Annotated in this window: 12 protein-coding genes and 1 tRNA gene; 4 read left to right on the plus strand and 9 right to left on the minus strand. The window is 69.1% G+C overall.

Features of this window, described 5'->3' with window-relative positions; translation table 11 throughout:
- Positions 1-51: 51 nt before the first annotated feature.
- The 4 genes from G578_RS0106500 to G578_RS0106515 form a co-directional block, all read right to left on the minus strand.
- A complete protein-coding gene (locus G578_RS0106500) occupies positions 52-993 on the minus strand; it encodes a metal ABC transporter permease (protein WP_038013754.1) in 942 nt (313 codons plus the stop codon).
- Entirely contained in the window at positions 993-2,207 is a 1,215-nt protein-coding gene (locus G578_RS0106505; protein WP_028793545.1) for a metal ABC transporter permease, read from the minus strand. The genes G578_RS0106500 and G578_RS0106505 overlap by 1 nt, the downstream gene beginning before the upstream one ends.
- A gap of 196 nt (positions 2,208-2,403) precedes the next feature.
- Positions 2,404-3,219, minus strand: a complete 816-nt coding sequence (locus tag G578_RS0106510; protein ID WP_028793546.1) for a metal ABC transporter ATP-binding protein — start codon at positions 3,217-3,219, stop codon at positions 2,404-2,406.
- A gap of 16 nt (positions 3,220-3,235) precedes the next feature.
- Positions 3,236-4,198, minus strand: coding sequence for a metal ABC transporter solute-binding protein, Zn/Mn family (locus G578_RS0106515; protein ID WP_245565567.1), 963 nt, complete (start codon positions 4,196-4,198; stop codon positions 3,236-3,238).
- A 163-nt stretch (positions 4,199-4,361) separates the two neighbouring features.
- Here G578_RS0106515 and mntR point away from each other — a divergent pair, with 163 nt between their 5' ends.
- Together mntR and G578_RS0106525 are read left to right on the plus strand one after the other, a co-directional pair.
- Complete coding sequence (gene mntR / locus G578_RS0106520) at positions 4,362-4,799, plus strand: manganese-binding transcriptional regulator MntR (protein WP_028793548.1); 438 nt, start codon at positions 4,362-4,364, stop codon at positions 4,797-4,799.
- A gap of 69 nt (positions 4,800-4,868) precedes the next feature.
- Positions 4,869-6,677: an ABC transporter transmembrane domain-containing protein gene (locus G578_RS0106525; RefSeq protein WP_051244164.1), complete on the plus strand. Its 1,809-nt coding sequence runs from the start codon at positions 4,869-4,871 to the stop codon at positions 6,675-6,677.
- Positions 6,678-6,760: 83 nt separating this feature from the next.
- On the opposite strand, the gene G578_RS0106530 is transcribed toward G578_RS0106525, so the two are convergent.
- The 5 genes from G578_RS0106530 to G578_RS28230 all read right to left on the minus strand — a co-directional run bounded on the left by G578_RS0106530 (position 6,761) and on the right by G578_RS28230 (position 11,618).
- Positions 6,761-8,212: a TrkH family potassium uptake protein gene (locus G578_RS0106530; protein WP_245565568.1), complete on the minus strand. Its 1,452-nt coding sequence runs from the start codon at positions 8,210-8,212 to the stop codon at positions 6,761-6,763.
- A gap of 223 nt (positions 8,213-8,435) precedes the next feature.
- The gene (gene folE / locus G578_RS25085) at positions 8,436-9,068 is read right to left on the minus strand and encodes a GTP cyclohydrolase I FolE (RefSeq protein WP_038013759.1); all 633 of its coding nucleotides are present in this window, start codon (positions 9,066-9,068) and stop codon (positions 8,436-8,438) included.
- A 199-nt stretch (positions 9,069-9,267) separates the two neighbouring features.
- Complete coding sequence (gene apaG / locus G578_RS0106545) at positions 9,268-9,660, minus strand: Co2+/Mg2+ efflux protein ApaG (RefSeq protein ID WP_028793551.1); 393 nt, start codon at positions 9,658-9,660, stop codon at positions 9,268-9,270.
- A gap of 85 nt (positions 9,661-9,745) precedes the next feature.
- Positions 9,746-10,360 (minus strand): ATP-binding cassette domain-containing protein, encoded by a 615-nt coding sequence (locus tag G578_RS0106550; protein WP_245565569.1) that lies wholly within the window; start codon positions 10,358-10,360, stop codon positions 9,746-9,748.
- Between the two features lie 37 nt (positions 10,361-10,397).
- Positions 10,398-11,618 carry a calcium-binding protein gene (locus G578_RS28230; RefSeq protein WP_051244167.1) on the minus strand — a complete coding sequence of 407 codons (1,221 nt, stop codon included), beginning with the start codon at positions 11,616-11,618 and terminating at the stop codon, positions 10,398-10,400.
- Between the two features lie 148 nt (positions 11,619-11,766).
- Between G578_RS28230 and G578_RS0106560 the strand changes: the two genes are divergently transcribed.
- Positions 11,767-11,841: transfer RNA gene (locus tag G578_RS0106560), tRNA-Gly, on the plus strand.
- Between the two features lie 168 nt (positions 11,842-12,009).
- Entirely contained in the window at positions 12,010-13,227 is a 1,218-nt protein-coding gene (locus G578_RS0106565; RefSeq protein WP_051244170.1) for an ABC transporter substrate-binding protein, read from the plus strand.
- The last annotated feature ends 106 nt before the right edge of the window (positions 13,228-13,333 follow it).

Genomic DNA, 13,333 nt, shown 5'->3' on the forward strand with positions numbered 1-13,333 from the left:
ACAGATATACGCGATGCCGTCGTCAGGGCGACCCCTTTAAGCCTCCGGGCCTTACTGGGGCGCTGCGGCCTGCCCGGTGCGTCGGCGGCGCGGGCCGAGCAGGCAGGCGAGACCGAGCTGCACGCCGGAGACGGTGGCGATCATGCCGGCGGCGCTGACCGCGTAGGGCGAGCCGAACCAGAGCGGGCCGTAGCCGGCGAAGACATAGCCGGCGATGGCGGCGGTGGTGGCGAACAGCACGCTCCAGGCGACCTGCCGGCCGAGCCGGTCGGTCATCAGGCGGGCCGTCGCCGGCGGGCAGACGAACATGGCGATGACGATGATCGAGCCCACCGCGTCGAAGGCGGCGACGGCGGCGATCGCGGCCGCCACAACCAGGGCGAAGCCGACGGCGCCGGTGCGGATGCCGACTGCCTGGGCGAAGCCGGGATCGAAGGTGGAGATCGCCAGCTCTTTCCAGAACGCCGCCATGAACCCGACGATCACCGCCAGCACGATGGCCAGCCGGAATAGTTGCGGCGGCAGGCCGGCGAGTGCGCCGATATCCAGCAGCGAGGACCAGCCGGTCGCGTCGAACCAGATCAGGCTCTCCAGGTTGCCGTACAGCGCATGCTCCACGTCGATATGCACGCCGCTGGTATCCGACTGCTCCAGCAGCAGCACGCCGGCGGCGAACAGGGTGGTGAAGACCACGCCCATGGCGGCCCCCGGCTCCACCTTACCCAGCCGCTTGATCAGCTCGATCAGGCCGACCGCGACCACGGCGGCGCCGGCGGCGCCGACCATCATCGGCCAGGCGGCGATGGTGCCGGTGACCAGGAAGGCGACGACGATGCCGGGCAGGGCGACATGGCTGATCGCGTCGCCGATCAGCGCCTGGCGGCGCAGCAGCAGGAAATTGCCCGGCAGCGCGCAGGCGATGGCGGCCAGCGTGCCGATGAGGATCGGAGCCAGGCTGAGCTGGAGGAATTCCACACCCCAATCCGCGTCCATCAGGTGGCCTCCGGCTTGGGCAGCAGGCTGTCCAGATGGGCGACCTGGTCGGGGGTCAGTACCTGGTCGATCGGGGTCAGGCCGTCATAGCGCTCCAGCACCGGATCGTCGGCCCGCAGGCGCCGGGCGGTGGCCCAGCGGGTCTCGTCGAGCTGGGCGCGGCCGGCGGCCCCGCGGCCCGTGCGCGTCATCACCCCGTCACCCCGCATCAGGCCGCGTCGGCGCAGGATGCGCAGGGTCAGCCGGTCGTAGATCGCCTCGCCCCGGGCCATGGCCAGCAGCCCCTGGCGCAGATGCACCCGATGCTGGAACCGCCGGTGCCGGATCGCCGATGCCAGCACGCCGCGGCGGGGCGAGAACGCGAGCGACAGCGCGAACAGGGCGAAGGCGACCAGCACGATGATCGGCCCGGTCGGCATGTCGCGCGCGGCGGCGGAAAGGGCGGCGCCGGTGAAGCCCGAGACGCCACCGATTCCGGCCGCGATCAGGATCAGCCGGTCGACCCGCTCGGTCCAGAACCGGGCGGCGACCGGTGGGATGATCAGCAGGGCGACGATCAGGATCAGACCGACCACCTTGAGACCGATGACCGTGACCACCAGGGCCAGGCCCATCATCGCCAGGTCGGTGCGGCGCACGTTGATGCCGAGCGTGGCGGCGTAGTCCGGGTCGAAGGCGACCAGGGTCATCGGCCGGCGCAGGATCGCCACCAGACCGACGGCCACCGCGCCGGCGGCGGCGATCAGCACCGCCTCGCCGATCAGCATGCCGGCGGTGGAGCCGAGCAGGAAGGTGTCGAGCCCGGCCTGCTTGCCGCCCTCCATGGTCTGGATCACGGTCAGCAGCACGATGCCGAGGCCGAAGAAGACGGACAGAATGGCGCCGATCGCGGCGTCCTCGCCCAGGCGGGTGCGGGCGGTGATCCACTCCACCCCCATCAGGCCGATTGCGGCCGAGGCGGCGGAGCCCAGGATCAGCCCCGGCAGCCAGCGCCCGTCGCCGCCGAGCAGCACCATCACGATGAAGGCGATGGCGACGCCGGGAAGGGTGGCGTGGGTGACGGCGTCGGACACCAGCGCGCGCTTGCGCAGGAACACGAAGGCTCCGGCCCCGCCGCCGGCGATGCCGAGCAGCCCGGCGCCGACGGCGACCAGGGCCGAGTTGTACCCGGCCTGCAGGGTCAGCGCGCGCAGGAAGAGCTCAAGGGTGGTCATCCGGCGCTCCTCCTCACGGCACCTCCACCTTCACACGCCCCGGCCCTGTGCCGGGGCCTTTGGGTGAGCGCGGAACAGGCCGCAGAGAGCACGCGGGAACGCCCGTGCGATCCAGGACGAGGGCCCCGGCGCGGGGCCGGGGAGGGATCAAAGGGGATGGGAGCGGCAACCATCGGCGTTTCCCGGCCTTCGCGCCTCAGCACGAACCCAGTCGCAGTTCGGCGATCTGGCTTTCGGCGAGGCGGCCGCCATAGGTCGCCTGCAGGGTCTCCGGCGTGAACGCCTCGGCGATCGGACCCTCCGCCTGCTTGCGCATGTTGATCAGCATCGCCCGGTCGAAATAGGCGGTCACCGTGGACAGGTCGTGATGCACGCAGACCACCGTCTTGCCCGCCGCCTTCAGCCCTTTCAGCACCGAGACGATGGCGTGCTCGGTGGCGGCGTCGACCCCGGCGAAGGGCTCGTCCAGCAGGTAGAGCTCTGCATCCTGGGCGAGCGCGCGGGCGAGGAAGACACGCTGCTGCTGACCGCCGGAGAGCTGGCCGATCTGCCGGTCGGCGAAGTCCTGCATGCCGACCCGCTCCAGGCAGTCCATGGCGCGGGTACGGTGCCGCGATCCGGCGAAACGGAACAGGCCGACCTCCCGGTACAGACCCATCATCACCACGTCGATCACCCGGGCCGGGAAGTCCCAGTCGACCGAGGCGCGCTGGGGTACATAGGCGACGTCGCGGCGCGCCTCCTTCAGCGGCTGGCCGTAGAACCGGACCTCGCCGGCGAGACGCGGGACGATGCCGAGCGCGCCCTTCAGGAAGGTCGACTTGCCGGCGCCGTTCGGGCCGACGATGGCGGTCATGCTGGCCGACGGGAAGCGGGCGTCCACGGAGAACACCGCCGGCTTCTCGCCATAGGCGACGGTGAGGCCGCGCACCTCCAGCGGGCAGGCGTCGCCGCCCGTCTCCACGGCGTATCCGCCGTCGCTTACCAATTCGATATGGCTGTCCAGGCTCATCGCTTCCCTCGCTGCCCTAGGATCCGGTCACGAGCCGTCCCTGCATGCCCTGGGCCGGGGCGTGGCCGCCCAGTGCCCGGGTGATGCCGGTGACGTTGTGGTCGATCATGCCGATATAGGTGCCCTCGTAGGTGCCGGACGACCCCATGGCGTCGGAGAACAGCTCGCCGCCGATGCGCACCTTATGGCCGCGGGCGGCGGCGCCTTCGATCAAGGCCTGCACGTTGCGCGCCGAGACGGAGCTCTCCACGAAGACGGCGGTGATGCCGCGGGTGACCAGCGCGTCCACCAGCTCCTCGATGCGGCGCAGCCCGGCCTCGGACTCGGTGGAGATCCCCTGGATCCCCATCACCTCGAAGTCGAAGGCGCGGCCGAAATAGCTGAAGGCGTCATGGGCGGTGACCAGCACGCGCTGCTCGGTCGGGACGGTGGCGAGGCGGGCGGCGGCATAGGCGTTGAGGGCATCCACCTCCGCCAGATGACGGTCGGCGCCGGCGGCATAGATCGCCGAGCCGTCCGGGTCGATTTCGCTCAGCGCGTCGCGCACGGCCAGCACCACCGGCCGCCACAGGGACGGGTCCATCCAGACATGCGGGTCGAAGCGGTTCTCGTAGTCGCTATGGGCGATCAGCCGGTCCCGGGGCACCGCTTCGCCCACGGCGAAGACCCGCTTGTGTCCGGCCAGATCCAGCAGGAACTCCTCGAGCTGCGCCTCCAGATACAGGCCGTGCCACAGCACCGCGTCGGCGCGCAGCATGGCGGCGATGTCGCTTCGGGTCTGGCGATACGCGTGGGGGTCGACGCCCGGTCCCATCAGCGCCCTGACGGCGACTCGCTCGCCGCCGATCTGGCGGGCCGCGTCGGCGATCATCGAGGTCGTGGCCACCACCGTGACCGCCGGGGCCGCCGACGCGACCCGCGGCCAGGCGATACCGCCGGCCATCGCAAGAGCGAAGGCCGAAGCAGGCAGGCTTTTCAACAGGTTGCGCCGAGTGACCATGAGACGGGTAACGCTCCGATCCGACAGGGATTGCAGCAGTGTCCAAGAATAGTTGGGGTGCCTCCAAATGTTAGTCAAGCCTAAATTGCCAGCGGATCGTTCCCGTCGTACTGTCCGGTCCGGATTTGGCGCCGAGGATGGAATGGCGGACGAAGACAGCTTCCGGTCGATCGAGGACCATGCGCAGACCTTCAAGCGTCTGCGCGACGAGCATGCCCGCGAGGTCACCGAGGACTACGTGGAGATGATCGCCGACCTGATCGATCAGGACGGCGAGGCGCGGGCGGTGGCTCTGGCCGAGCGCTTCGGTGTGACCCCGGCGACGGTGAACAACACGGTCAAGCGGCTGGAGCGCGACGGCTACGTCACCAGCAAGCCGTACCGCGCGATCTTCCTGACCGATGACGGCCGGGCGCTGGCCGAGATGTGCAAGGAGCGCCACCGGCTGGTCTGCGACTTCCTCATGGCGATCGGCGTCGACCGCGACGTGGCCGAGGCCGATGCCGAGGGCATCGAGCACCATGTGAGCGAGGCGACCCTGTCGGTGTTCCGGGCCTTCGTGGAGAAGCAGGGCGACTAGTTTTGCTTTGATCGCCCGGGCCGACGCCCCATCTTGCGGGAACCCTCCGTCGAACCTGCAAGGTCACCCGTGAGCGACAGCACCGGCTCCAGCACTGCCCGCACATCCCATCCGGAGGACCGGCCGAAGGGCCGCGACCTCGCCGTACTGAAGCGGATCGTGGGCTTCGTCGCGCCGTATCGCGGCCGGGTGGCGCTGGCGGTGGTCGCCCTGGTTACCACCGCGGCGGCGATGCTGGCCGTGGGACAGGGTCTGCGCATTCTGGTCGATCGGGGCTTCGCCAGCGGCGATCCGGGGCAACTCGATCAGGCGCTGGTGGCGCTGATCGGTCTCGCGGTGGTCCTGTCGATCGGCACCTATTCCCGCTTCTATCTGGTCTCCTGGCTGGGCGAGCGGATCGTCGCCGACCTGCGCAACGCGATCTTCCGCCGGGTGATCGCCCTGCATCCGGGCTTCTTCGAGGTCACCCGTACCGGCGAGGTACTGTCGCGGCTGACCACCGACACCACCCTGCTGCAGTCGATCATCGGCTCCAGCGCGTCAATGGCGCTGCGCAACCTGCTGGCCCTGATCGGCGGGCTGATCATGCTGTTCATCACCAATGCCAAGCTGGCCGGCCTGCTGATGCTGGTGGTGCCGGTGATCGTGGTGCCGATCCTGGTGATCGGACGGCGGGTGCGCCGGCTGGGGCGGGAGTCCCAGGACCGGGTCGCCGATATCGGCGCCTATGCCGAGGAGAGCCTCGGCGCGATCCGTACCGTACAGGCCTTCACCCACGAAGCGGAGGACCGGCAGCGCTTCGGCCGCGAGGTGACCAACGCCTTCGCCACCGCCATCCGGCGCATCCACCTGCGTGGCCTGCTGTCCTCCACGGTGATCCTGCTGGTCTTCGCGTCGGTCGGCTTCGTGCTCTGGGTCGGCGGCAACGATGTCATGGCCGGCCGCATGTCGGCGGGCGAGCTGACCGCCTTCGTGTTCTACGGCGTCACCGTCGCCTTCTCGGTCGGCATCATCTCCGAGGTCTATGGCGAGCTGCTGCGCGCCGCCGGCGCGACCGAACGGCTGGTCGAGCTGCTGGAGGCGGAGCCGGAGATCCGGGCGCCCGAACACCCGGTCGCCCTGCCGTCGCCGGCGGAAGGACGGGTGGCGTTCGAGCATGTGGTGTTCCGTTATCCTTCGCGGCCTGAGACCTCCGCGCTCAACGATTTCTCCCTCACGGTCTCCCCGGGGGAGACCGTGGCGCTGGTCGGCCCGTCCGGGGCCGGCAAGACGACGGTGTTCCAGCTTCTGCTGCGGTTCTACGACCCGGCCCAGGGGCGGGTGGTGATCGACGGCGTGGATGCCCGCACCGCCGAGCCGACGGATCTGCGCCGCCGCATCGCCCTGGTCTCCCAGGATCCGGTCGTGTTCGCCGCCAGCGCGATGGAGAACATCCGCTACGGCCGGCCCGACGCCACCGACGCCGAGGTGATCGCCGCCGCCCGCGACGCCGCCGCCCACGACTTCATCACCACCCTGCCGGATGGCTATGACAGCTTCCTGGGCGAGAAGGGCGTGCGCCTGTCCGGTGGCGAGCGCCAGCGCATCTCCATCGCCCGCGCCCTGCTGCGGGACCCGGCAATCCTGCTGCTGGACGAGGCGACCAGCGCGCTGGATGCCGAGAACGAGCGGCTCGTGCAGAACGCGCTCGACCGGCTGATGCAGGGCCGCACGACCCTGGTGATCGCCCACCGCCTGGCCACGGTGGTCGAGGCCGACCGGATCTGCGTGATCGAGACGGGACGGCTGGTCGCCGACGGCCCGCATGCGGAACTGATGCGCTCCAGCCCGCTCTACCGCCGGCTGGCGGAGCTGCAGTTCGGCTCCTCCTCCACCTAGAGCAGATCGTGCGGTGACGGGACCCCTCCGCACCGCAGTGCAGGCTGACCTGTAGGCCCAGGGCCGGGAAGGGGTGGGGGAAGCTACTTCCGCCAGAAGGTCGGGGTGATCAGCACCAGCACGGTGAACAGCTCCAGCCGCCCCAGCAGCATGGCGAAGCACAGCAGCCATTTGGCCGCGTCGGGCAGCGGGTCGAAATTGCCCGCCGGGCCGATGATCGGACCGAGCCCCGGGCCGACGTTGCTGATCGCGGTGGCCGAGCCTGACATGGCGGTGATGAAGTCCAGCCCCATGGCCGCCAGCGCCATGGCGACCAGACCGAAGCACAGGATGTAGAGGAAGAAGAACCCCATCACCGCCTCGGAGACGGCTTCCGGAATGGGCTTGCGGTTGTAGTAGGGGATGAACACGCCGTGCGGTCGCAGCAGCCGGGCCAACTGGACCTTGGCGGTGGCGTAGAGCACCTGGAAGCGGAAGATCTTGATGCCGCAGGTCGTCGAGCCGGCGCAGCCGCCGACGAACATCAGGATCAGCATCATGGTCGTCACGAACCCGCCCCAGGCGCCGAAATCCGTGGTGGCGTAGCCGGTGCCGGTGATCACGGAGATGACGTTGAAGGCGGCATAGCGCAGGGCGTCTTGGCTGCCGAGGCCGATCTGCGTCAGGATCCAGAGCGTGACCAGCGCCACGCAGATCACCACGATGCTGAGGAACCAGCGCACCTGGCTGTCGCGCAGGATGCTGCGGGTGTCGCCGCGGGCGATGCGCAGGTAGTGCACGAAGGGCAGGCTGCCGACGATCATGCCGACGATGATGATCCAGTCGATCGCCGGGGTGTTGAAATAGCCGACCGACGCGTCCTTGGTCGAATACCCGCCGGTGGCGATGGTGGTCATCGCGTGGGCGACCGCGTCGAAGCCGTCCATCCCGGCGAGCCACAACGCCACCGCGCAGACGAAGGTGAGGCCGAGATACAGGCTGCCGATGCCGCCGGCCAGCTGGGCCGCGCGGGGCAGCACCTTGTCCGGCGCGTCGAACGCCTCGGTCACGAAGAGCTGCATGCCGCCGACGCTCAGCATCGGCAGCACGGCCAGGGCCATGACGATGATACCGATGCCGCCGAGCCACTGAAGCAGGGCGCGCCAGAGCAGGATACCCGGGGGCGCGGCATCGAGGTTGTCGATCACCGTCGCGCCGGTGGTTGTCACCCCGGACATCGACTCGAAGAACGCGTCGGCCGCGGACATGTCGAGTTCGGAAAAGGCGAAGGGCAGGGAGCCGAAGGCGGCGATGGAAACCCAGCTCATCGTGGTCAGCACGAAGGCCTGGCGCAGGCCGAGCTTCGCCCCCCGCACCGTGCGGGTGGCCAGCATCATGGACACGCCGATGAACAGGGTGATTCCGGCGGCGCCGAGGAACACCTGCCAGTCCGGGTGCTCCGTCGCCAGATCCACCGCAGCCGGCACGCACATGGCGACCGCCAGGAACGTCAGCAGCAAGCCGACGATGAAAAAGACCGGTCCAAAATCGATCACGCGGTTCCTGCCGGAAGGGTGGTCAGACCGGCGGGATGATCGGCCATCCCCGCCGGGCTGTCCACCGGGGCGGGAACCGACGGATCAGCCTAGCCCTCCGGCGCGCGCCATCGGGACAGCGGCATGATCGGAAGGTCGGGACGCGGCGCGTGCGGCAGCATGACGATGTATTCCAGCGCATGCCCGTCCGGGTCGTCGAAATGCACGCGGGTCGCCGGCCCGGTCAGGAGCTCTTGCCGATGAGCTGGTAGAATTCGCGCCGACGGTCGGGGTCTTCCTTGAAGCAGCCGAGCATCCGGGTGGTGACCATGCTCACACCGTGCTTGTGAACGCCGCGCGTGCTCATGCAGTGGTGTTCTGACTCGATCACCACCGCCACGCCGCGCGGCTCCAGCACCGTCTCGATCGCCTGGGCGATCTGGGCGGTCAGCCGCTCCTGGATCTGCATGCGCCTGGCATAGGCGTCGATCACCCGGGCGAGCTTGGAGATGCCGACGACACGGTCGTTCGGGAAGTAGGCCACATGGGCGGTGCCGATGATCGGCAGCATGTGGTGCTCGCAGAAGGATTCGAAGCGCACATCGCGCAGCAGCACGATCTCGTCGTACTCCTCCACCTCCTCGAAGGTCCGGGCCAGAATCTCGGCCGGATCGTAGAGGTAGCCGGAGAACAGCTCCTCGTAGGACTTCACCACCCGTTTCGGGGTGTCCTGAAGGCCTTCGCGGTCCGGGTTCTCGCCGACGAATTCGATCAGCGTGCGCACGGCGCGCTCCGCCTGCTCACGCGTCGGGCGGGGGTGGGCGGGCGTGACCGTTCCGGCCTCGCTGTCTGCGAGGGCTTGGTCATAGGGGGTCATGCGGGGGGTCCTTTGCTTCGGGAGGGGGTATCCCCTTGCCCTGCCTCCCACGGCAGGACTTCGAGGACAGAGCCAGTAGCCGAATGTCGCCTTTCGACGCACGGTTCGAGAGTTATACGACGTAGCTTCCACTTGGATCAAAGCAACCTTCGGCCGCCCTGATAAAGCATGCGTGATCGACTGCGATCCCGGAGGCGGTTCAGTTGGGCCGGTGGGTGTCGTGCGGGCTGTCGAGGGAGAAGGCCGGAATCGCCACGTCGAACAGGGCGCCGTCCGCGTCCTCCATGGCGTAGCTGCCGACCATCAGTCCCGACGGGGTGGAGAGCGGACAGCCGCTGGTATACTCGAAATGCTCGCCCGGCCCGAGCAGGGGCTGCTCGCCGACGACGCCCGGTCCCCGGACCTCCTGGGTATGGCCGGCGGCGTCGGTGATCCGCCAGTGCCGGGTCCGCAGCCGCACGGTCTCCCGTCCGGTATTCTCGATCCGCACCTGATAGGCCCAGACGTAGTGGTTATCCGACGGACTGGACTGTCCGTCGAGATAGACCGGGGTCACGGTCACCTGGATCTCGCGCGTGGTTTCGCTGTACATCGCCCGCCTCCTCTCGCAAGCGGCCTAAGGTGCCGTCATGCGGGGGCAAAACGCAACATCGCCGGTACAATCCGGGGCAGCGATGTCAGACGGCGGCCAGGTCGATGCGGGTTCCGCCCGCCGCGTCGGCATCGTCCGGATCGTGGGTGACCAGCAGGACCGGAAGGCCGCGGCGGGTCGCATGGTCGAATACGAAGCGCCGGATGCGGTCGCGCAGGGCATGGTCCAGCCGGCTGAACGGCTCGTCGAGCAGCAGCGCGCGCGGGCGCGACAGCAGCGTGCGCATCAGCGCCACCCGGGTGCGCTGTCCGCCGGACAGGGTCGCCGGATCCCGGTCCTCGAAGCCGGCGAGTTCCGCCTCCTCCAGCGCCTCGCGGACCAGAGAGCGGCGCTCGGCCGCCGGCAGGCCGGGGGGCACGCCGAACAGCAGGTTGTCGCGCACCGACAGGTGGGGAAACAGCAGGTCGTCCTGGAACAGCAGGCCGATGCCGCGGGCTTCCGGCGGCAGGTCCAGGATCGGCTCCTGGCCGATCCGCACCGTGCCGGAGGCGGTGAGCGCCGGGTCGAGCAGCCCGGCGATCAGCGACAGCAGGGAGGACTTGCCCGACCCGCTCGGTCCCATCACGGCGGTGACGTCGCCCGGGGGAACGGTGAGGGTGAGGGGGGCGAAGAGCGGCCGGCCGCCGATCGACAGCGACACGCCCTCCAGTCGGAGCGCGCCGGCTTTCGCCCCCGGCTCAGCCAATCGTGAACCAGTCGCTGGTGATCGACGCCGCGGCGACCCCGGTCAGGGTGACGGTGGCGCCGCTCGACAGGGTGACGAGCGCGCCGCCGGAGGCGTCGGCGGTGGTGTAGGTCACGCTCGAGGCGATCGCCAGCTTGTCGCCGTCGGCGAAGGAGAAGTCGCTGATCGTGTCGGCGCCCGAGCCGCCGACGAGGCCGAAGGTGTCGGCGCCCGAGCCGCCGGCCATCACGTCGTTGCCCAGATTGCCGGCCAGAAAATCCGCGCCGGCCCCGCCGGACAGGGTGTCGTTGCCCTGACCGCCGTACAGGCTGTCGGCATCGGCATTACCCCAGATCCCGTCGTCGGCGACGTTGCCGTACAGCACGTCGGCCCCGGCGCCGCCGCTCAGCACGTCGGCGTCCCGGCCGCCGAACGCGGTATCGGCACCGTTGTCGCCGTCGAGGGAGTCGGCGCCGACATTGCCGTAGAGCACGTCGTTGTCCTCGCCGCCATGGATCGAATCCCCGTCCTGGCCGCCGAACAGCACATCCGCGCCGCTGTTGCCGAAGAGCACGTCGATGCCGGTATTGCCGTAGAGGTAGTCGACACCGTCGCCGCCGTTCAGGGTGTCGGCGCCGGCATTGCCCATCAGGGTGTCGTTGCCGGCCCCGCCGCTGATCGTGTCGGCGCCGCGGCCGCCGAAGACCGAGTCGTTGGCCGCCCCGCCCAGCAGCAGATCGTCGCCGATATTGCCGTAGATGATGTCGTTGTCGGCGCCGCCGGACAGGCTGTCGTTGCCGTCGCCGCCCACCAGGGTGTCGAGCCCGTTGCCGCCGAGGATGACGTCGTCGCCGTTGCCCGCGCCCCCGGCCAGGCTGTCGTTGCCGTTGCCCCCGGTCAGCGTGTCGTCGTCCGGGCCGCCGGTGGCCGTGTCCGCGGCTTCCGACAGGGTGACGTTGGCCTTGAGCTGCGTACCGGTGAACTCGGCCGCGGTGAAGGAAACGCCGATCGTGCTGGTGACCGTGAGGGTCACCGTGCCGCTGGTATTGGACAGGACCGTCGCGGGAAGGGAAATCGCGTGGGCGGCGTTCGAGGTGATCGCGATGGTCGAATAGCCGACGACGTTGTTCAGCGTCGCGCTGACCAGAGTTCCGGAGGTGATGTTGAGGATGTCTGTACCGCTGCCGTCGGCGATGCCGCTCAGACCGCTAACCGAAGTATTCACCGTAGCCATGGCTTTCCCAGTTCTGTGAGATAACGGCTTTTTGCCGAGCCAATAGTCTTTCAGAACAACCGGTTATCATAGGTGTCTTGCATTGTCATCAATCGAGGTGAAGGTCCTTGCGCCGGATCGCGTCTTGGCGCATGTTCTGCGTCCCGGCGCGGGTGTAGTTCAGTGGTAGAACGACAGCTTCCCAAGCTGTATGTCGTGGGTTCGATTCCCATCACCCGCTCCATATGCCCCTCTCGGGCCGCCGGAACCTCCGTCAAGGCCATGTGTTGCGCGGATGCAACGCTCTCGCTGAAACCGACCTGTTCCAGATGTGATCTGCGTCTGGACGCCCGCCGCGGTTAGGATCGCCGGGTCGTATGCCTCTTCGCTCGCCCTGTGACGGGAGCCGGTCATGATCCTCTGGCGCACTGCCTTCGTCCTGCTCCTGTTCGCGCTGGCCCTGCCGGCCGGCCGCGGCCAGTCGGCGGAAACCCGACCCTGGGGCGAGATCGTCGCCGCGGCGGAGGGACAGACGGTCCACTTCAACGCCTGGGGCGGCGACGCGCGGATCAACGCCTATATCGTCTGGGCCGGCGAGCGCGTGAAGGCGCTCTACGGCATCGATCTGGTGCAGGTGAAGCTGTCCGATACCGGCGACGCGGTCAGCCGGGTCCTGGCGGAAAAGACCGCCGGGCGCGACAGCGGCGGGTCGATCGACCTGGTCTGGATCAACGGCGAGAACTTCGCGGCGATGAAGGCCAACGGCCTGCTGCACGGGCCGTGGGTGGCGACGGCGCCGAACTTCGCGCTGGTGGACGTGGCCGGCAAGCCGACCACCGTGACCGATTTCTCGGTGCCGACCGACGGGCTGGAAGCGCCCTGGGGCATGGCCCAGTTCACGATGATGGTCGACACCGCTTATGTGGACGCTCCGCCCCGCACGGCGGCGGCCCTGCTGGACTGGGTCCAGGCCAATCCGGGCCGCTTCACCTATCCCCAGCCGCCGGATTTTCTCGGCACCACCTTCCTGAAACAGCTTCTGGCGATGCGGGTGGCGACGCCGGCGGTGCTGGCCGACCCTCTGGACGAGGCGGCGGCCCGCTCGGTGACGGCCCCCCTCTGGGCCTATCTGGACACCCTGCACCCGCATCTGTGGCGCGACGGCCGGTCCTTTCCCAAGGACGCCGGCGCCCTGCGGCGGTTGCTGGGCGACGGCGAGATCAGTTTCGCCTTCGACTTCAACCCGGCGCGGGCCAGTGCGGCGATCGAGGCGGGCGAACTGCCGGACACGGTGCGCACCTACGTCTTCGACGGCGGCACCATCGGCAACACGCATTTCCTCGCCATCCCGTTCAACGCGGCGGCGAAGGAGGGTGCCATGGTGGTGGCGGATTTCCTGATGTCGGCGGAGGCACAGATCCGCAAGCAGGACCCGCGGGTCTGGGGCGATTTCACCGTGCTGGACGTGGCGGGTCTGCCGGCGGTCGACCGGAAGGCCTTTGCCGCCCTGCCGCTGGGAGTGGCCACCCTGTCGCCTGAGGAACTCGGCCCGGTGCTCCCCGAACCCCATCCGAGCTGGGTCGCCTGGCTGGAGGCGGAATGGGAGCGCCGCTACGTCGCGGGGCGGTAGGGGTGAACGTCGCCGAGTCTTCCGTCCTTTTCAACACTCCTCGGCCTTATGCCGAGGCAAGGCGTGAGGTCGCTTCGACTGCCGGGCGAAGGGTCCGGAACGCCCG

Source organism: Thalassobaculum salexigens DSM 19539 (genome assembly GCF_000423805.1).
Lineage (GTDB): Bacteria > Pseudomonadota > Alphaproteobacteria > Thalassobaculales > Thalassobaculaceae > Thalassobaculum > Thalassobaculum litoreum.

Coding starts and splice junctions, on each gene's coding strand:
- G578_RS0106500 (WP_038013754.1), bottom strand. CDS start 993: ATGGACGCGGATTGGGGTGTGGAATTCCTCCAGCTCAGCCTGGCTCCG.
- G578_RS0106505 (WP_028793545.1), bottom strand. CDS start 2,207: ATGACCACCCTTGAGCTCTTCCTGCGCGCGCTGACCCTGCAGGCCGGG.
- G578_RS0106510 (WP_028793546.1), bottom strand. CDS start 3,219: ATGAGCCTGGACAGCCATATCGAATTGGTAAGCGACGGCGGATACGCC.
- mntR (WP_028793548.1), top strand. CDS start 4,362: ATGGCGGACGAAGACAGCTTCCGGTCGATCGAGGACCATGCGCAGACC.
- folE (WP_038013759.1), bottom strand. CDS start 9,068: ATGACCCCCTATGACCAAGCCCTCGCAGACAGCGAGGCCGGAACGGTC.
- apaG (WP_028793551.1), bottom strand. CDS start 9,660: ATGTACAGCGAAACCACGCGCGAGATCCAGGTGACCGTGACCCCGGTC.
- G578_RS28230 (WP_051244167.1), bottom strand. CDS start 11,618: ATGGCTACGGTGAATACTTCGGTTAGCGGTCTGAGCGGCATCGCCGAC.
- G578_RS0106565 (WP_051244170.1), top strand. CDS start 12,010: ATGATCCTCTGGCGCACTGCCTTCGTCCTGCTCCTGTTCGCGCTGGCC.